The sequence below is a fragment of the Phnomibacter ginsenosidimutans genome, assembly GCF_009740285.1.
GTDB classification, from domain to species: domain Bacteria; phylum Bacteroidota; class Bacteroidia; order Chitinophagales; family Chitinophagaceae; genus Phnomibacter; species Phnomibacter ginsenosidimutans.
Map to the genome: position 1 here is coordinate 417,102 of NZ_CP046566.1, position 18,728 is coordinate 435,829.

The 18,728-nt window shown below is 47.5% G+C and carries 21 protein-coding genes; 9 read left to right on the forward strand and 12 right to left on the reverse strand.

The features are described 5' to 3' along the window. Positions 1-107 precede the first annotated feature (107 nt). Both GLV81_RS01695 and GLV81_RS01700 read left to right on the forward strand, forming a co-directional pair. Positions 108-623: an OmpH/Skp family outer membrane protein gene (locus GLV81_RS01695; protein WP_157476277.1), complete on the forward strand. Its 516-nt coding sequence runs from the start codon at positions 108-110 to the stop codon at positions 621-623. 40 nt (positions 624-663) lie between these two features. Continuing rightward, a complete protein-coding gene (locus GLV81_RS01700; protein ID WP_157476279.1) occupies positions 664-1,260 on the forward strand; it encodes an OmpH/Skp family outer membrane protein in 597 nt (198 codons plus the stop codon). Positions 1,261-1,311: 51 nt separating this feature from the next. Here GLV81_RS01700 and GLV81_RS01705 read toward each other — a convergent pair whose 3' ends face one another. From GLV81_RS01705 to mutY, 8 genes are all read right to left on the reverse strand, one after another. Next, positions 1,312-1,827, reverse strand: a complete 516-nt coding sequence (locus tag GLV81_RS01705) for a L,D-transpeptidase family protein (protein WP_157476281.1) — start codon at positions 1,825-1,827, stop codon at positions 1,312-1,314. A 135-nt stretch (positions 1,828-1,962) separates the two neighbouring features. Beyond that, positions 1,963-3,375, reverse strand: a complete 1,413-nt coding sequence (locus GLV81_RS01710) for a lactate utilization protein B (protein WP_157476283.1) — start codon at positions 3,373-3,375, stop codon at positions 1,963-1,965. Positions 3,376-3,443: 68 nt separating this feature from the next. Further along, positions 3,444-3,647, reverse strand: coding sequence for a hypothetical protein (locus GLV81_RS01715; protein WP_157476285.1), 204 nt, complete (start codon positions 3,645-3,647; stop codon positions 3,444-3,446). A 214-nt stretch (positions 3,648-3,861) separates the two neighbouring features. Continuing rightward, positions 3,862-4,452, reverse strand: coding sequence for a DUF3109 family protein (locus GLV81_RS01720; RefSeq protein ID WP_157476287.1), 591 nt, complete (start codon positions 4,450-4,452; stop codon positions 3,862-3,864). Positions 4,453-4,469: 17 nt separating this feature from the next. Further along, a complete protein-coding gene (gene gldD / locus GLV81_RS01725; protein WP_157476289.1) occupies positions 4,470-5,081 on the reverse strand; it encodes a gliding motility lipoprotein GldD in 612 nt (203 codons plus the stop codon). Between the two features lie 29 nt (positions 5,082-5,110). Further along, complete coding sequence (gene gldE, locus GLV81_RS01730; RefSeq protein WP_246186181.1) at positions 5,111-6,412, reverse strand: gliding motility-associated protein GldE; 1,302 nt, start codon at positions 6,410-6,412, stop codon at positions 5,111-5,113. Positions 6,413-6,526: 114 nt separating this feature from the next. Beyond that, a complete protein-coding gene (locus tag GLV81_RS01735) occupies positions 6,527-6,967 on the reverse strand; it encodes a single-stranded DNA-binding protein (RefSeq protein ID WP_157476291.1) in 441 nt (146 codons plus the stop codon). A 77-nt stretch (positions 6,968-7,044) separates the two neighbouring features. Continuing rightward, the gene (gene mutY, locus GLV81_RS01740; protein WP_157476293.1) at positions 7,045-8,163 is read right to left on the reverse strand and encodes an A/G-specific adenine glycosylase; all 1,119 of its coding nucleotides are present in this window, start codon (positions 8,161-8,163) and stop codon (positions 7,045-7,047) included. Positions 8,164-8,312: 149 nt separating this feature from the next. On the opposite strand from mutY, the gene GLV81_RS01745 reads away from it, so the two are divergent. The 3 genes from GLV81_RS01745 (at position 8,313) to GLV81_RS01755 (ending at position 11,405) form a co-directional block, all read left to right on the forward strand. After that, positions 8,313-8,618, forward strand: coding sequence for an HU family DNA-binding protein (locus GLV81_RS01745; protein WP_157476295.1), 306 nt, complete (start codon positions 8,313-8,315; stop codon positions 8,616-8,618). A 222-nt stretch (positions 8,619-8,840) separates the two neighbouring features. After that, positions 8,841-9,542 (forward strand): tetratricopeptide repeat protein, encoded by a 702-nt coding sequence (locus GLV81_RS01750; protein WP_157476297.1) that lies wholly within the window; start codon positions 8,841-8,843, stop codon positions 9,540-9,542. 315 nt (positions 9,543-9,857) lie between these two features. Next, complete coding sequence (locus GLV81_RS01755; RefSeq protein WP_157476299.1) at positions 9,858-11,405, forward strand: Rne/Rng family ribonuclease; 1,548 nt, start codon at positions 9,858-9,860, stop codon at positions 11,403-11,405. 91 nt (positions 11,406-11,496) lie between these two features. Here the strand turns inward: GLV81_RS01755 and GLV81_RS01760 are convergent, their stop codons facing one another. After that, positions 11,497-11,787 carry a DUF3817 domain-containing protein gene (locus GLV81_RS01760; protein ID WP_157476301.1) on the reverse strand — a complete coding sequence of 97 codons (291 nt, stop codon included), beginning with the start codon at positions 11,785-11,787 and terminating at the stop codon, positions 11,497-11,499. A 33-nt stretch (positions 11,788-11,820) separates the two neighbouring features. Then, positions 11,821-12,936, reverse strand: coding sequence for a lipase family protein (locus tag GLV81_RS01765; protein WP_157476303.1), 1,116 nt, complete (start codon positions 12,934-12,936; stop codon positions 11,821-11,823). 187 nt (positions 12,937-13,123) lie between these two features. Here GLV81_RS01765 and GLV81_RS01770 point away from each other — a divergent pair, with 187 nt between their 5' ends. Further along, the gene (locus GLV81_RS01770; protein ID WP_157476305.1) at positions 13,124-13,513 is read left to right on the forward strand and encodes a hypothetical protein; all 390 of its coding nucleotides are present in this window, start codon (positions 13,124-13,126) and stop codon (positions 13,511-13,513) included. A 72-nt stretch (positions 13,514-13,585) separates the two neighbouring features. Here the strand turns inward: GLV81_RS01770 and GLV81_RS01775 are convergent, their stop codons facing one another. Then, positions 13,586-14,167, reverse strand: coding sequence for an adenylate kinase (locus GLV81_RS01775; protein WP_157476307.1), 582 nt, complete (start codon positions 14,165-14,167; stop codon positions 13,586-13,588). A gap of 229 nt (positions 14,168-14,396) precedes the next feature. Here GLV81_RS01775 and msrB point away from each other — a divergent pair, with 229 nt between their 5' ends. Continuing rightward, entirely contained in the window at positions 14,397-14,882 is a 486-nt protein-coding gene (gene msrB, locus GLV81_RS01780; protein WP_246186182.1) for a peptide-methionine (R)-S-oxide reductase MsrB, read from the forward strand. A gap of 72 nt (positions 14,883-14,954) precedes the next feature. Here the strand turns inward: msrB and GLV81_RS01785 are convergent, their stop codons facing one another. Next, entirely contained in the window at positions 14,955-15,635 is a 681-nt protein-coding gene (locus GLV81_RS01785; RefSeq protein ID WP_157476311.1) for a hypothetical protein, read from the reverse strand. Positions 15,636-15,759: 124 nt separating this feature from the next. Between GLV81_RS01785 and paaZ the strand changes: the two genes are divergently transcribed. Beyond that, complete coding sequence (gene paaZ, locus GLV81_RS01790) at positions 15,760-17,808, forward strand: phenylacetic acid degradation bifunctional protein PaaZ (RefSeq protein WP_157476313.1); 2,049 nt, start codon at positions 15,760-15,762, stop codon at positions 17,806-17,808. Positions 17,809-17,896: 88 nt separating this feature from the next. After that, on the forward strand, positions 17,897-18,670 hold the full coding sequence (locus tag GLV81_RS01795) for an enoyl-CoA hydratase/isomerase family protein (RefSeq protein ID WP_157476315.1): 774 nt from the start codon (positions 17,897-17,899) through the stop codon (positions 18,668-18,670). The last annotated feature ends 58 nt before the right edge of the window (positions 18,671-18,728 follow it).

Genomic DNA, 18,728 nt, shown 5'->3' on the forward strand with positions numbered 1-18,728 from the left:
TTTTACTGCAGGTGAAACGTATCAACAATAACCCCCGCAAAAACTGCGAGGCTTTAACAGCAAAGCAGCGTTGCAATCTTTATTTTCATGTACTATAATCTTTTGCCATGAAGAAACTTTTTGTACTACTCGCCATCATTGCTACCACAGCCGTATCGGCCATAGCACAGCGCTACGCCATTATTGATACCCGCTATATACTCGACAAAATGCCGGAGTATGCCGAAGCCAAAAAGAAACTGGATGCTACGGCCAATATGTGGCAAAAAGAGATTGACAACAAACAAGCGGAGCTCGAAACCATGTACCGCAATTTTGAAGCAGAAAAAGTAATGCTGAGCCCAGAGCTCATCAAAAAGCGGGAAGACGAACTCTTTAATAAAGAAAAGGAAGTACGGGATTTGCAAAAGAAGCGTTTTGGTTTTGAAGGCGACCTTTTTGCCGAACGCCAAAAGCTCATCAAACCCATACAGGATAAAGTGTATACGGCAGTACAGAAGCTGGCTGTAGCCCGTTCGTATGATTTTATACTGGATAAAAGTGAAGGCATTACTGTTATATTTGCCGACCCAAAACTGGACAAGAGCGAAGATGTACTTCGTGAATTGGGTGTGAAGTCCTAACATTCTTAAAAAAACCAAACAAAACGAAAAACATTCAAGCATGAAAAAAGTATTGGTGGTTGCAGTGGCCATGCTCGGCTTTATGGTAACCGGAACTCAGCAGGCAGCTGCGCAAACTACCCCGAACAAATTCGGCTACTTCGATCTGGAATATGTACTGGGTCAAATGCCCGGTATTGAGAAAGTAGATTCACTGATGCAAACTTTCGAAAGAGATTCACTCAATCCTGAATACCAGTTTGAACTGGAAGAACTGCAGCGCCTCGACAGCACCCTGAAAGCAGATAGCGCCAAAATGCCTGCCCGTTTGTACCAACAGCGTCAGCAAGAGCAAATTCAGCGCTACTACAAGTTGCAAAACTGGCAGCAGTACAGCCAGCAGGTAATGCAAGCCAAGCAGCAAGAACTGATGGCTCCTTACCTCAACAAAGTGCTGGATGCTTTTCAGGCAGTGATTGCAGAAGGCAAATACACGTATGTTTTCAAGCGTGAAACTTTATGGCAAGCGCCTCCTGCCGACAACCTGATTCCACTGGTAGCTAAGAAACTCGGTATCAAACTGCCCGTTGACCCCAACGCTCCGGCCGAAGAAACGAAGCCAGCTCCTAAGCCAGCTGCTCCAGCTAAGAAGAACTAAGCCATTGGCAAACACATAAAAAAGCGACCTCATTTGAGGTCGCTTTTTTGTTTACTGCCTTATGACTACCGATGTGCCCACAGGTACTATTTGGTACAACTCATTCAAATGATCGTTGCGCATACTAATGCAACCTTGCGTCCAGGGTTGCAGGTTTTCTACCGCCCACTCTTCGTGGGGCCAGGTGCCGTGTATGCCAATGTCGCCCCCTATTTTGGCATTTGCGGGTATAATGCCGGCCTTTTTGCGGGCTTCAAACTTGGCGTAGTCTTCTTTGGTGGGGTAATCAATCCGCATAAACTTGTTCCATTTTTTATGCGGGTACTTACTGGTTATTTTAAACCTTCCCTCAGGCGTACGGCGGTCGCCTTGGTACAGCTTGTCGCTGATGTCGTTGTTGCCAAAAGTGCAGGGCCATTGTACCAGCCAGTCCGATTGGTCGTACAACGTTATGGTGTTCTCGCTTTTGTCTACCACCAGATATAATACTGAGCTGGTAGAGAAAGAAGAAACCTGCAGGGTAGCAAAGGCCAGCAGGCCACCCAAATGAAGCATTCTGAAGCGCATAGTGTAGGCTGTTTTTCACATCAATCAATAGCACACTAACGCAGCCAATAATTGGGCCAATATGCAAACGCTGCTTCAAAATTTATTTTAGGAAAACGGTAACGCTCTGCAACAGCAGTAGCTCAGATAACTACACTATTTACCTTCCTGCTCCTTCCACATTTGGTTGAAGGTTTTGGCAGAAAAATCCAGCGGCGCATGTTGCTTTTTCCAATCGCTGAAAAGGCCGTTGACCACTTTGTTTTTAAGTGAACCATTGCCCATGTTCATCATGGTGCGGCTGAGGCTGGCAGTTTTCCAGGCTTTCCAGGCGAGGCGTTCGCTGAGTTTGCTTTCACCTTGGGTTACTGCCTCGTGACGGTTGTGCAGCAGCAGTTCGTGCAGGTTGATGCGTACGGGGCAAACTGCTGTGCAGTTGCCACAAAGGCTGCTGGCGTAGCTCAGGTGTTTGTACTCATGCATGCCTTGCAGCCATGGCGTAATTACTTTGCCAATGGGGCCGCTGTAAGTAGTAAGGTAGCTGTGGCCGCCAATATTTTTGTATACGGGGCAGGCATTGAGGCAGCTGCCGCAGCGGATGCAATACAACGCTTCGCGGCTATGTGCATTCGCCAGCAGGTTGGTGCGGCCATTGTCGAGCAAGATGACAAACATCTGTGTAGGGCCATCACTTTCGTTGCTTTGTCGTGGGCCACTCACCAGGCTATTGTACACCGTTACTTTTTGCCCCGTGCCATAGGTGCTGAGCATGGGCCAAAACAGCGGTAAATCGTGTATAGAAGGAATACATTTTTCGATGCCCACAATAGCGATGTGAATATTGGGAAAAGCACAGCTAAGGCGGGCATTACCTTCATTTTCGGTCAGGGCAATACTGCCAGTATCGGCTACAATAAAGTTGGCACCGGTGATGCCTACTTCAGCCTGCACATATTTTTGGCGGAGCTTGTAGCGGGCTACTTGTGTAAGCTGCTCGGGGCTCAGGTTGGGCTCGCAGCCCAGTTTATTGGCAAAGAGGCGGGCTACATCTTCTTTGCTTTTGTGCATGGCTGGCGTTACAATATGGTAGGGTGGTTCGCCGTCCAGTTGCTGTATGTATTCACCCAGGTCGGTTTCGATGCTCTCGATATTGTTGCCTTCCAAAAATGCATTGAGGTGAATTTCTTCTGTCACCATGCTTTTGCTTTTCACCACGGTGCGGCAGTTAGCTTCGCGGCAAATTTGCAAAATGGCATCTAAGGCTTGGGCACTGTTTTCGGCCCAAATCACTTTGCCGCCCCGGGCAGTAAACTTGGCTTCAAACTGCAGCAGGCTTTCATCGAGATGCTCTATAGCCTGCCACTTGCGGTTTTTGGCCAATTGGCGGGCCAGCTCCAGCTCGGCAAATTGGGCTTTGCCCTTGGGCACGGCCGCATTGTATTTGCCAATGTTGAAGTTGATTTTGCGCCGGTGATCGAGGTCGGCAGCTTTTACAGTGCTGCGGGCAATAAATGCAGCGGCTCCTCCGGTGGAGGCATGCACATCAGCCTTGGTAGCAGTATCGGCCATGCAGCAACGGTAAAAACGGTGATGAAAAAGAAAACAACAGCCCTACGCAGCAGCAGGGCTTGCTGGCATTAGTGGTGACCGTGGTCGCCCTTCATGCTTTCGTGCTTGCGCAGTTCGTAGAAAATAGAAATAATGCTCAGCACAGCAAAAGTGAGCAGGCCTACAATGCTGAGTGCTACTGCCCAACCCTGACCATAGTCGATGCTTTTGATGAGCATCATGAAGCACAAAATGGTGATGAGGATGGTGGTAGCAAAAAATGGAAATTTCATGACCGGAATGATTTGCTGCAAAAATAGGGGGAGAAGGGGAAAAGCCGAAAGCGAAAAAGGCTGAAGGCAAAAGGCAGAAAGCAAAATGCCAATCATTGCTGAAGGCAATCTCCTCTGTGCTCTCCAGAGCTCTGTGCGAAAAAAATCTCAAACGAAAATCCTTAGTCGAAAAGCTGAAAGCAAATGACTAACAGCGAATTGCCAAATGTCATTCTCACTTCCCTTGTATCTCAAAATAATCCTGCGCTACGGCATCCAGCGCTTCGTAAAAATCCTGCCCGTATTTGCGGATGATGGGTTCTTTTAAAAACTGATACACGGGCACTTTCAGCTTCTTGCCGAGCTTACAGGCAGGCTTGCACAGGGTTTCGCGGGGTTCGTAGTTTACGTATTCTGTATCGCCGTTTTTGCTTTGCTGAATACGTATGGGAAACAGGTGACAGCTGATGGGTTTTTTCCAGGTTACTTTGCCATCGTTATAAGCTTGCTCAATGCCGCATTTTACAATGCCTGCCGCATCGGTAATGGCGTACACGCAAATGCCACCATTAATGGCCGGTGTTACCCAACCAAATTCGCGGTCGTATACATAGCGGCCCTGCTTGTTGATTTCAGCTACATGATGCGCAGGCAGGTAGGGCAGCACGGCATCAAATACTTCATCAATACGAGCTAGTTCTTCTTTGTCCAGTGGCGCACCAGCGTCGCCATCTACACAGCAGCCGCCTTTACACTTTACCAGGTCGCATACAAATTGTTCTTCTACCAGTTCATCACTCACCAGTTTGTTATCAATAGCTATCATAGCAGTAGTTGGTTCGGTTAATTGTTTTTCCAGCGAAAGGTTTCAATCATGTGCAGCAAGTCTTGCTTCAAAAAATCATTGACTGGTTGCAGTGAATCTTCGTTGGGGGTTACATCAAAATACAATGCGCCCCGCAAAAAATGGCGGGTAGAATCTGTTACAAAAAATTGATTGGCGGTAGCAGCATTGCCACCTACTTTAAAGTACACACCGTGTACGCCATTGGTGGTGTGCATTACGCTGTCATCAATAGCCGTGGCCTTGCTGGTATGCTTATAAGTGAGGTTAAAAGCATCGTTGACAAGTTTATCAAAATTTGACTGCCGCAAATCTTTGTAGCTGATATGGATGCGGCCATTGAATTGCGGAAAGTCGATGTTGATCCACCATGGATTTTCTGGCGTGCTATCAAAGAAGGTAGAATCTTTTACCACAGTTGCGTATACGGGTAACTCAAATGCATAGGGATAGCCTGACTGGTCAAACGTTTGATATTTCTTTTCTGGAAAAGCAATTTCAAAATAGCCTTTGGGCTTGGGCGTAAATGGGCTGTTGCAAGCCACGCTGCAGGCAAGTAGCAACAGCAGGCATATGTGACTGATGGAAAATCGATGCGAGAGATAATGCATGTTGATAGAACGAGTAAAAGCCCGGGTCATTATTCTTCCACCGGCCTGATGGTCACTTTAATTTTTTGAATACGGTTCTTGTTGACCTCGAGCATGGCAAAGTCGAAATCGCCTACAGTGATGATGGCGTTTTGCTGTGGTATTTCACCCGACACTTCGAGCACCAATCCGGCCAGCGAATCGCTTTCACCTTTTACTTCATCAAAAGTATCGGGGCTGAGGCGCATAATGCGGCACACATCATTTAGCATGGTTTTTCCTTCAAACACAAAATTGTAATCGTCTATTTTGCTGTTGATGGTTTCTTCTTCGTCGAACTCATCTTTGATTTCGCCAATGATTTCTTCGAGAATATCTTCCATGGTAATGATGCCGCTGGTGCCACCAAATTCATCTACCACCACTGCAAAGTGCGTTCGCTTTTGCTGAAACTCCTGCATCAGGTCTTCAATCAGCTTTTGCTCATGTATAAAAAATGCGGGGCGCATAAGGCTGTGCCAGTCGAAATCGGCAGGCTGTTGCAGGTAGCCCAGCAAGTCTTTGGTATGTACCATGCCTTTGATTTCATCGAGTGAGTGATGGTACACTGGCAAACGGCTGTAATGCAGCTCTTCTACTTTTTTCTTTACTTCTTCAAAGTTGCATTCGTACGAAAGGCCATGCACATCCAGTCGGGTTTTCATCACCTGTTTTACAGAGATGTTGCCAAACTTCAGTACTCCTTTCATGATGTTTTTTTCTTCCAACGAATCGTCGGAGAGGTCGATGGCATGCTGCAGCTCTTCAATGCTGTTGGCGGCAGAACGCTGCCCCAATCTTTTTTCAATGCCATCGCTCAGGTCTACCATTACACCGGCCACAAGTTTAAACAGCAGGTGCAATGCCTCCACCATCCAGCTCAGGTCTTTTGCAAAGCGGATATTGTTTTGCGCTGCAAATGACTTTGGCAATATTTCGGCCACCAACAAAATGACAGCAGCAATCAACATCACTTTAATGGCGAGCAGCCACCATGGGTTTTCCAGGTTGAGGTATTTGTCGATTAAAAAATTACTGATGATGATGACGCCGATGTTGGCAATGCTGTTGGCCATCATGAGAGAGCCCAGCAGGGTCTTGGGCGATTCGAGCAGGGTAATGATGCGTTTATAGCCCGGCTGCGATTTTGTTTTGAGGTAGTTGATGTCTTTGTAGGTGAGGGAGAAAAACGCCACTTCGGCACCAGAAGCACAAAAAGAAACGAAGAGCAATACAAACAACACCAGCACCAGGGCAGTGGTGAGCTCAGTAGTGATTAAAAGTAATGGCGCTAAGGCCGGTAAATGATCCAAAAGAAACAGATTGATGAATAATGATATGAAGCTAAGCATCATACATGGATTAGCTACAAAGTAAGGGGCATTGGCGCCGGCACTTTGCTACAGCGGCAAAAATAACATTCGGAATTAAAAGCCTGCAAGGTCGGGGCCATCGCCGGCGGGTGGAATATCGCTGCCGCTAAAGTTGTCGATGCCTTCGGGGCCAAAACCTTGGCCTTGTGCAAAGCTGCCATCGCCCCGCTTGTCGAGCATAATCAGGTTTTCGCCCACTACTTCGGTGGCAAATTTTTTGTTGCCATCCTTATCGTCCCAGGTACGTGTTTTCAGGCGGCCTTCTATGTACACCAAACTGCCCTTGTGCAAATATTTTTGTGCCAGCTCGGCCAGGCCCCTCCACAGCACCACCATGTGCCATTCTGTTTGGCTGATGAGCTTGCCGGTTTTGTCTTTGTATGTTTCAGTAGTAGCCAAAGGAAACTTGGCTACAGCAATATTGCCTTCCAAAAATTGCACGTCCGGCTCTTTGCCCAGGTTGCCTATCAATGTCACTTTGTTTACACCACGCATACGCCAATGCTTTGTTGCAGAAATGGTTATTGCTTAAAGTTAGTTTATTTCTGCAAACACAATAAACGCTATGCTGCCTAAAACAAATTGGTTTGAGCTGCGGAAGATGAAGTCAGATAGTCGCGGAGCAACTTGGGAAAAGCCAGTTGTCGAAGTGTTTCAGCATTTACCCACTGCCCGGCTGGTACTGCTTTTGCTGAAGGCAGTGGGCATTCAATAAAACTGGCGTAAATGGTTTGGTGGGTGAGCAACTGCCGGTAAGGTCCGTGCATGGCAGCAATATGTTTTACCTGTGGCGCCAGCTGTTGTGCCAGCTGCAGCCATTCGGTCTCGCTTCGTTCAACAGGTTGTGGCTCTTCCACTAGCGGAAATTCATACAGGTCTTGCCAAATGTCTTTGGCTTGCCGCTGACGCACCAGTATTTGCTTGCCCACCCTGAAAAGGAAATAATAGAAATATCGATCCCTCTTGATGAGCTTTTTCGACTTCACCGGCAGGCTTTCAACCCGTTGTTGTTTGAAAGCGACGCATTGGCTTTGCATGGGACAGGTGCCGCACAATGGTGCCGCCGGCTTGCAAACGGTAGCGCCAAAATCCATGATGGCTTGGTTGTAGGTAGCAGGTGCATCCTGCGCCAGATGCGCATCGGCCTCTTGGGTAAAACGCTGTTTGCCGGTAGTGGTATCAAATGGTTCATCAATGCCATAAAAGCGGGCCAGCACCCTTATCACATTGCCATCTACCACGGCATGCGGCAGTCCAAAACCAAAGCTGGCAATAGCGGCCGCGGTGTAAGGGCCCACACCTTTCAGGCTCAAAATATCGTTGTAATTGTTGGGAAAACGCCCTTCAAACTGCTGCATTACCTGACGGGCGGCAGCCAGCAGGTTGCGGCAGCGGCTGTAATAGCCCAGGCCTTCCCACAACTTAAAAACTGCTTCATCGTCGGCTGAGGCCAAATCGGCAATTGTGGGATAGGCTTCCACAAAACGGAGATAGTAGGCCAGCCCTTGTTCTACCCGGGTTTGCTGCAAAATGATTTCGGAGAGCCAGATTTTATAAGGGTCCTTTTCGCCCTTCCAGGGCATGCTGCGCTGGTTGTGGTGGGCATGCCAGTGCAGCAGGGTTGGAGTAAACCATGGCTGGCCAACAGGGCCTTTTTGACGACGGGAAGGGGAGGAAGACGATACGGGCATACAGTACAATTACAGCAAGGGTACAATTTCGTTCAAATAAGGCGTTTACCTTTGATAATGAAATATTTACAAAAAACGATTCCAATTATTGCAATTCACGTTTTCCTGTCTTACTTTTAATGACAAACCGTTGTAAATCATTCTAAATCATGCGCAAATCAGACCTCATCAACCAAATTGCCGATAAAACCGGTATTCCCAAAGTGGATGTTTTGGTGACACTCGAAACCATGTTTAAAGAGGTGAAGGAAAGCCTTTCGAATGGTGAAAATATTTACATCCGTGGGTTTGGCAGTTTCATTACCAAAAAGCGGGCTGCAAAAATTGGCCGCAACATCAAACGCAATGTAGCCGTGGAAATTCCGGAGCATTTCATTCCCGCCTTTAAGCCCAGCAAAGAGTTTGTGGCAGAAGTTAAATTGAAGACCAGCGGCAAAACCGACGCCGCTGAATAGCTTGTCCGTATACCTTTGCTGCGCTGCAGACAATTTGAGGCAAAGGTGATATGAAAAATACACAAAAGATTTTGATAGGCGTAGCCCTCGCTGCCACAGCGGGGCTTTATTATTTTGGTAGCACAGTGGGGCCAAAAAAGGCGGTGCCAGCCCTCAGGCTCAGGCGGCCGATACCAGCCACAATCACGACCCGCTTGATCGGCCAAGGTAAGAGCCGGTGCCATGAGCCAACTAAGCCAGGCGCAGCAGCAATATATCAATACGTTGGAAAATACCGTGAGCCGTGGCGATGTAAAAAGCCAGCAGGCAGCAGCCCACCGCAGTTTGGCCAGCTTCTGGAAAGACTCTGTCGCCAGTCCCATCCTGCATTTTCAGCATCTTTCATTAGCTTCCGAATTGGATAATACCGAAAAAAGTCTCACTTTTGCCGCCCATTCTATTTTAGGCTATCTGCCCTATGCCCACAATCATTTGGAGCAGGAGTGGCTGGCCAATAGAGGAAAAGAGTTGTTTGATAAGGCTTTTGCAATGAATGAATCGAATGATTCAACCATTGTAGGATTAGGCGGAACCATCATGTATGGTGCCAAAAGTGCGGAAGGTCCAATGGCCGGCATTATGAAAGTGCGGGCTGTGGTTGAGAAAGATTCCACCAACATGTTTGCGCAGTATATGCTTGGTGTAGGTGGTGTCATCAGTGGCCAGTACGACAAGGCAGCGCAGCGGTTTGAAAAAGTAACCAAAGCGCAACCCGACAATCTGGAAGTGTGGTTTAAGCTGGCCGAAGCTTACGAGTTGGCCAACATGAACCCGCAAGCCATCAGCACTTACGAAAAAATTGAACAGAAAGTATCTGTTCCGGAAATGAAAACCGAAATACAGAAGCGGATTGCGCAACTGAAGTCGGCAGCTCCCGGTAAATAAGATGCTTTTTCATATTTAGAACTTATAAAATCATAGAACTATGCCTTGCGGTAAAAAAAGAAAGCGTCATAAGATTGCGACTCACAAACGCAAAAAGCGTTTGAGAAAGAATCGTCATAAGAAGAAGAATAAATAAGTAGCTCTTTTTCTAGCGCATTTACCTGCCTGTAAGTGTACGGGCAGGTAAATGTTTTTTTGGTTTATACTGTTGCCTGCCTGTTTCCCCCGTGCATATTATCCCCCCAATGTATTTACATGCTGCAGGCCTCAGGGCATTGCCATGTACCTAATTCATACACAAACTGATACCATTTTGTGAACAAGGAACTTATTATCAATGCAACACCACAGGGGGTTGAAATTGCATTATTAGAAGACAAAAAGCTGGTAGAACTTCACCGCGAAAACACCGAAAACCCTTTTGGTGTGGGCGATTTATACCTCGGCAAAGTAAAAAAACTGATGCCGGGCCTCAATGCTGCCTTTGTGGATGTTGGCTTTGAGAAAGATGCTTTTTTGCACTACACCGATTTGAGCCCATACGCCAAAAGCCTGCTGAAAATCACCCAGATTTGTCAGGAATGGAAGGCCAAAGAGCCATACGATTTCAGCCGTTTTCATGTAGAACCCGAAATTGTAAAAACAGGGAAAATCACAGAAGTGCTGAATGGCAAGCCCAATATTTTGGTGCAAATTCTGAAAGAACCTATTGCTGCCAAAGGCCCCCGTTTGAGTTGTGAAATTTCGCTGCCCGGTCGTTTTGTGGTGCTTACACCCTTCAACGACATTGTAGCCGTTTCCAAAAAAATTCATACCAGCGACGAACGCCGCCGGCTCCAGAAAATCATTGAATCCATCAAACCCAAAAACTTTGGGGTGATTGTACGTACGGCTGCGGAAGGTAAAAACACCGCAGAGCTGCACGACGACCTGAACCAATTGGTGGCCAAATGGAAGCAGATTCAGCAAAACTTGCAAGGTGCAGCCGTGCCTTCTAAAATTTTGAGTGAGCAGGATAAGGCTACGTCTATTCTTCGAGATTTGCTGAGCCCCGATTTCAACCGCATTGTTGTCAACGACAAGAATATTTACAACGATATACGCCAGTATTTGGTGCGCATTGCACCCGAAAAGGCGGACATCGTGCAGCACTATCAAAGTGGCTCACCGGTATTTGATACCTACGCCGTTACCAAACAGGTGAAAGGGTCTTTTGGCAAAACGGTAAGCATGCCCAGCGGCGCTTACCTCATTGTAGAAGCCACAGAAGCGCTGCACGTTATTGATGTAAACAGCGGCTACAAAAGCAGCAGCAACAATCAGGAAGAAAACAGCCTGCAAACCAACCTGGAAGCTGCCGAAGAAATTGCCCGTCAGCTACGCCTCCGCGATTTGGGCGGCATTATTGTGGTCGACTTCATTGACATGAAGCTGCCCGAAAACAAAAAGAAGCTGGCCGATGCCATGGAAGGATTTATGCGTACCGACCGTGCTCGCCACAGTATTTTGCCCATCAGCCGTTTTGGGTTGATGCAAATTACCCGCCAGCGGATGAAGCCCGAGGTAGACATTAAAACCGATGAGCTGTGCCCCAGCTGCGGTGGCTCAGGCAAAATCAGCAGTACGCTGGTGCTGGAAGATGAGATTCGTAAGAACCTCGATTATCTCATCACACACGGTCACAAAAACCTGGTGTTGATGGTGCATCCAATTATGGCAGCCTATTTGCAAAAGGGCTTCCCCAGCAAGCGGATGCAGTGGAGCCTCAAGCACAAACAATGGATTAAAATTCAGGAAAGCAATACACTGCACTTGGTAGATTTTAAATTCCTCGACCAGGATCATGAAGAAATAAAGCTGTAAAAGCGCAGCTGTTTCAGCTCAAAACCAAGCGGGCACAAAGCAAGATATTCTTCTTTGTGCCCTCTCTATATCTATACTATCGTGCTTGAAGTTATGCTTTCGATTGCAGGTGTTTGTGAAACCAAAATGGTCCGAATGGAACCACCGAAGCAACACAGGCCAATACAAATGTCCGCATGCTCCAGTGAAAGGTTTCTTTACAGAGATAAGCTACAGCTAAGTAGCCCACAAACAATACACCATGCGCCATGCCTACTATGGAAACGGCTTTAGGCATACCCGCCATATACTTGAGTGGCATGGCTATTCCCAGCAACACAATAAATGAAATGGCTTCTGCCAGCCCGACGGCATAAAAAATTTTGTTGAGGCTTTGCTTCATGATGAATAAATGATGGCTGCAAAAGTGCAGCATTTATTTTGCTGTAGGTAATGGGTAGTAAGCATCGAGCAAAAACAGGTAAGGTGCCAGCATGTGGTGTACAAAATAGTTTTGACCATCAAACACAAACTTGCTGCGGTAAGCATCGTTTGCGGCCAATATTACAGGGCTGCCGGCAGTGGCATAATTCATGGTGCCAGCCAATGTTGGTTTGGCAAAACCTGGCAATGGCTTCGCTGCCAGCTTGTACAGTTTTTTGCCGAGGTATTTTTCAAATTGCTTCGATGCTTTGTTGCTGCTGCGGGTGAGCTTGCCATATACACTGTTGAGAAATAACCGTACCACAAACTTTTGCTTTCTAATGGTACTCTTGGCATTGCTCAGCGGGTTTACTGCATTGTAATCGTTGATGGTTTGAAGCGATACCGGGGTTTCTGGCACCCAATCGGCATCGTTGATCACCCGAAAGCCCATTTGCCCACGGCTGATGAAATCGAAATCATACGCATAATATTGATTGCCCGGTTTGGGGGCGGCACTTGCATATGTTTTTAGCCGCACGGCTATATTCATAGCTGCATAGTGGTAGTGCAAAAAAGAAGTGGTTAAAAAAGACAACGCACCACCCTGGCTATGGCCTGCTATCATCAGGTCTCTGTGACCGGCTTGCACCAGGCTATCCAGTGTGGGCAGTACTTCTTTCATCAGAAAACCCACACCTGTAAGCCAACCCACATGCACTGTGGCTTGTGGATTGCTGGCCAGCTTGTACACAAATGTGTAATCGTTACTCAGCTGCAGGCTACCAGTTGCTGGCACCATGCCAGCGTAAAAATTTTCTAGCCAGCTCTCCATTTTGTTGACAGTGCCGCGAAGTTGCAGTACCACCACGCCGTCTTTGCGCAGGTAAATGCCACACTTATTATACAAACCCACTTCTTTGGAAATGCGCAGTGTTCGATAGCTGTCTTTTTCCAACTGCACGGGTGGCGTTTGCTGCATGCTGTCTTTCAGTCCATAAAACTGAAGCCACAGCATGTCGGCATATTCCTTCCTGTCGAAACCTGGTTGTAATTGTTGTGCCAGCAGTGGCTGACACGATAACAGCACTGCTATTAAAAATGCATAGCGACGAAAAGGGGTGAGCATGATGTTGTGTTTAGTCAATTAAAATAAAGGATTCTGCGGAGCTGGCAAGGTTTCGTGGTTGCTCGCTATTCGACAAATGCAGGGCTGTTTGGGTTCAAATTAGCATCGCTTTTTTACAACGGAGCCATTAGAAGCGGTACTTTTACAACTCAAATTTTTAGCGTACACATCACTTAAATTTTCGCACATGAAAAAACTGTTGTTGGCAGCATTGTTTGCACTGCCTGTATTGTTTGCCGCTGCACAAGCCAAGCCCGAATGGAAAGAAATGAAAGACTTTCACACCGTGATGAGCCAGACATTTCATCCAGCTGAAGAAGGCAAGCTCGATTCCATTAAAAACCGCATTGGCGAAATGATTGATTTGGCAAAGGCCTGGCAAAAAAGTACGCCGCCTGCTGAGTTCAACAAACCTGAAATCAAAGAAAACCTGAACAAGCTGATGAAGGGAGCCAAAGCATTGAGCAAGCAAATTAAAGCAGGTGCTGATGATGCGGCCATTACCAAGCAACTGACTGTACTGCACGACGTGTATCACGATATCGTTGGTCTTTGCAAAGACGAAGGCAAGCACTAATTCATGTTGCTTTCGCATAAAAAAATGCACTCCGGTCGGGGTGCATTTTTTTATGTAGCTGAATTCGATTGCTTATGCTTCCAGCAAAGGATTGATATGACTGCAGATGCGGTCGAATATTTCGTCGATGGTACCTTCGCCTTCCACACGGCTTACTTTATCCTGGTTTTGGTAATAGCCGGCCACAGGCAGGGTTTCATTTTTGTACACTTCCTGGCGCTTCCGCTGTATTTCAGGATCGGCATCATCGAGGCGGCCACTGGTTTTGGCACGGCCTACCAGTCGGTTGATGAGTTCTTCTTCATTCACCATCAAAAACAACACGGCATGAATGGCTGTTTTTTTCAGCGTCAGCAGTTTGTCCAGCGCTTCGGCCTGAGCAATGGTGCGGGGAAAGCCATCGAAGAGAAAACCCTTTGCTTCGGGGTTGGCATCGAGGGCAGAGCTAATCATGCCTACCACTACTTCATCGGGTACCAACTGGCCTTTTTCAATCAGGCTTTTGGCTTCGTTGCCGAGTGGGGTGCCGGCCTTCATTTCTTTGCGCAGCAGGTCGCCGGTGCTCAAATGAATCAGACCATATTTTTCAATCAGTTTTTCACTTTGGGTGCCTTTGCCGCTACCCGGAGGGCCAAAAAGAACGAGGTTGAACATGATGTTTGCGATGCTTGAGCCGCGAATATAACACTGCTTAGGAAATGTTTAACAGACCTTAGTCACCTACAAAATTTCTGTTAAGCGTACCTCCATTTATTGAACAGTATTCAATGAGCATTGTAATATTTACAGTATGAAAAACGTAGGCTTACTTTTGGTTTTATCGGTGTGCTGTTTCAGCTGCTCCTTTTCGCAGGCCGATTCAAAAACCAGTAAATCAGCAAAAATGGAAAACGAAAAACCCACGAATAATCCGGTGTACAACCGCGTAGATAGTGGCAAGGTAAACCTCACCGAGGCCGAATGGAAAAAGATTCTACCGGCTGATGTGTACTACATTGCCCGCCAAAAAGGTACCGAACGCCCCTGGACAAGCAAGTTTGAAAACTTTAAAGAAATTGGCACTTACTACTGCCTGGCCTGCGGCAATCCCCTGTTTAAAAGCGATACAAAATTTGACAGCGGTTGCGGCTGGCCCAGTTTTTACGAGCCCATCAGCAAAGGCGCCATCATTTACACCCCCGACCATTCGCATGGCATGACCCGCACCGAAGTACAGTGTGGCCGGTGCAAAGCTCACCTGGGCCATGTGTTTGAAGACGGACCGCCACCTACAGGTTTGCGGTATTGCATCAACGGGGTGATTCTTGATTTTGAAAAAGCCAAAGAAGCCGAAAAGAAGGCGGGCTATAACAAGCCGGCCGGAGAATAATATTCGCAGTGTGGCGAATGGGATAGTGTGTGTGGCGATGAAAAAGGGTTCTGTCTTCGGGCAGGACCTTTTTTAATACCGGATGCTGTGCGCCATGCATTCAAACACATTGAGGGCTGCCGTTGCCGCCTGTTCGTTTTTCCATTGTTTGGCATCGTTGTATTGCAAAGGCTTCGTGCCAATATTGCCATACAATGCCGCTACGCAAATCAACAAGGTGAGGCCTTGCCAAAACAACCGCATGGTTTTATTGTCGCTGCTTTTTTTCACACCAATGGCATGGTGCAGCAAGCGGTGCAGTAAGTACAACAGCCATGCACCCACACCAGCCAGCAAAATAATAATGACCCATGGCGCATCTGTCATGAGTTTCTTATCTGCCGCCTGCTGGCGTATCAGTTCGTGAAAGGTTTCGCCGCTGGCATGCTCGTTGTACGCTATGAGGTTGGCTACATCAATGCCATACAATAAAAGCAGGAGTGAACTGAAAATGGTAAACACGATGATGCCAAACTTTTTGCCGGCACTGCTTTTAAACAAATGCAATGAACCGCTAAAACTGGCCAGCAACACGGGCAATGTAAACAGGCTTACATAACGCAAATCGTACTTGAAACCCAGCCACAACAATTGACCCACACTGGCTGGCGCCGGCTCGGGGGCGAACAATGCAAGTACAAACAATCGGTAAGCCATCATGAGCAACAGCATCACCAGCATAGTAGCCAGTATCCACGCTATTGACTTTGGCATTTTAAGCATAGACATCCGCACAAATGTACATGCATTGCCACATGTCAGCCCTTGCCTTTTGATGAGTGCAACAACACAGACTAACAATTGTTAGTTTTATTATTGCACTTCAATTGCTTGCCCTATGAAAACGCTTCACAACTATGTACTTGGCCAATGGGTGCCCGGCGATGGCGATGGTCAGTTGCTGTACAACGCAGTAACCAACGAACCCATTGCCACGGCTTCTACCAAAGGCATTCCTTTTGCAGATGTGCTGCAGTACGGCCGAACTATTGGCAATCCTGCCCTGCGCAACATGACTTTTCACGAACGTGGATTGATGCTAAAAGCATTGGCCCTGTACCTGCGGGAGCACCTCGATGAATTGTATGACATCAGCTACCAAACCGGTGCCACCCGGGCTGATAGCTGGGTGGATATTGAAGGTGGTATCGGCAATTTGTTTGCTAATGCCAGCCTGCGGCGTAAGCTGGGCAATGAATCTTTTTACGCTGAAGGTGAAACACATTTGCTGGGTAAAAACGGCACTTTCATCGGGCAGCATTTGCTGGTGCCCAAAGAAGGCGTGGCCATTCACATCAATGCGTTCAACTTTCCGGTGTGGGGTATGCTGGAGAAAATTGCGGTGAATCTGTTAGCAGGTATGCCTGCAGTTGTAAAGCCGGCTACCGTTACATCATTTTTGACTGAAGCAGTCGTACAAAAAATCATTGCTAGCGGCATATTGCCAGCGGGTGCATTACAACTGCTTTGCGGCAGCGCTGGCGACATGCTCAACCACACCACGTTTCAGGATGTGGTTACGTTTACCGGTTCTGCCAGTACAGGATTGATGTTGAAATCGAATCCACACATGTTGCAGGAAACCGTTCCATTTACCATGGAGGCCGATTCACTCAACTGCATGGTATTGGGCGAAGACGTAACACCGGAGATGCCCGAATGGGATTTGTTTGTAAAAGAAGTACGCAAAGAAATGACGCTGAAAGCCGGGCAGCGATGCACGGGTGTTCGCCGCATTTTTGTACCTGCCAATAAGCTGGAAGCGGTGCAACAATCATTGGCCAAAGCACTGGCACAAACGGTGATTGGCAATCCGCTGAATGATAAGGTACGCATGGGCTCACTGGCCGGTCAATCGCAACGGCAAGAAGTGAAAGCACAGGTACAAAAACTAATGCAACATGCCAGCATAGCCTACGGCACTTTGGATGATATTGATGTAGTAGATGCCAATGGAACGGTAGGTGCATTTATGAGTCCGCTCTTGCTGCTGAATACGCAACCTTTCGATGCCAGCGAAGTACACGATGTAGAAGCTTTTGGTCCCGTAAGTACCTTGATGCCTTATAATGGTTTAGACGAAGCCATTGCCCTTAGTAAAATGGGTAAGGGCTCACTGGTGTCTACCATTGTTACGGCCAGCCCTTCCATTGCCCGCAAATATGTGATAGGTGCAGGCACACACCACGGACGCATATTGGTGCTGAATGCCGAATGCGCCAAAGAAAACACCGGACATGGCAGCCCACTGCCATTGCTGGTGCATGGCGGCCCCGGCCGTGCCGGTGGTGGTGAAGAAATGGGCGGCTTGCGTGGCGTAAAGCATTACATGCAAAGGCTTGCAGTACAAGGTTCTCCCAATATGCTTACAGCAGTCACCGGTCAATACCAACCCGGTGCCGATGGGCAACACTCAGCACAGCATCCGTTCACCAAATACTTTGAAGAACTCAGCGTAGGCGACCAACTCATTACCGAACCTCGCCTCATTACTGCTGAAGACATTACCGCCTTTGCCGATTTGAGTGGCGATCATTTTTATGCGCACCTCACCGATACCGATTTTACTGATACCGTGTTTACCGGCCAGGTGGCACATGGCTATTTTATTATGAGTGCAGCTGCCGGTTTGTTTGTCGAGAGCTATCAAAAAAATCCGGTGTTGCTCAATTATGGTATTGATGAATTGCGTTTTACCAAACCTGTGTATCCCGGGGCCAGTATTCACGTTCGTTTTACTTGTAAAGAAAAACTGCCGCAAGAAAAACGGGAAGCCACTGACATACCACGAGGCATCGTAAAATGGTATGTAGAAATACTGGATGAGCTCAATGAGATTGTAGGTGTGGCTACTATTTTAACCATGGTAAGAAAGCGGGAAGAATAACCTGAAGCAGGCGAGTGAGACAGCATTGCCTGCTACCTTTGTATTGTAAATAACGATTGCTGTTGAGCAATCCTAAATGCTTGCCATTATGACTACTTCATCACAAGCTGGCGTGAGGTATCACGTGCACAATCATATTGCTACCGTTCAGTTTCAGCATCCACAGAGCAACTCGCTGCCGGCGCATTTGCTCAATCAGTTGGCGCAAACATTTCATGCCTTGGGCAATGATGATGACTGCCGTGTGATTATTCTACAAAGCGAAGGCGAGAAAGCCTTTTGTGCCGGTGCTTCTTTCGATGAATTGATGGCCATACAAACCGAAGCAGAAGGGCTGCAATTTTTCAGCGGGTTTGCCCATGTCATCAATGCCATGCGTAAATGCAATAAGCTTATCATTGGTCGCATTCAGGGCAAATGTGTAGGCGGTGGTGTAGGTCTGGCAGCAGCTTGTGATTATGCCATTGCGCATCATTCGGCCGATGTAAAACTGAGTGAGCTGGCCGTAGGCATTGGCCCGTTTGTGGTGGGCCCTGCGGTAGAAAGAAAAATGGGTACCTCGGCCTTTTCTCAACTGGCCATTGATGCCGGCAAGTGGCGCAATGCCGAATGGGCCAAGCACAAAGGTTTGTTTGCAGAAGTGTACGACAACATGGAAGATGTGGATGAAGCGGTTCGCCATTTAGCCCACACTTTGGCACACAGCAGCCCCCAGGCCATGGCCGATATGAAGGCGATGTTTTGGAAGGGTACCGAGCATTGGGATATCCTGCTTCGGGAAAGAGCCGCCATTAGTGGCAGGCTGGTGCTCAGCGATTTTACCCGCAAAGCCATTGCCGGTTTTAAGGCTGCCCGCAAATGATTGCGTAGATTTTTCGGCTTTTTTATAACCCTGCGTTATGCGTGGCCTGCCATTTTTG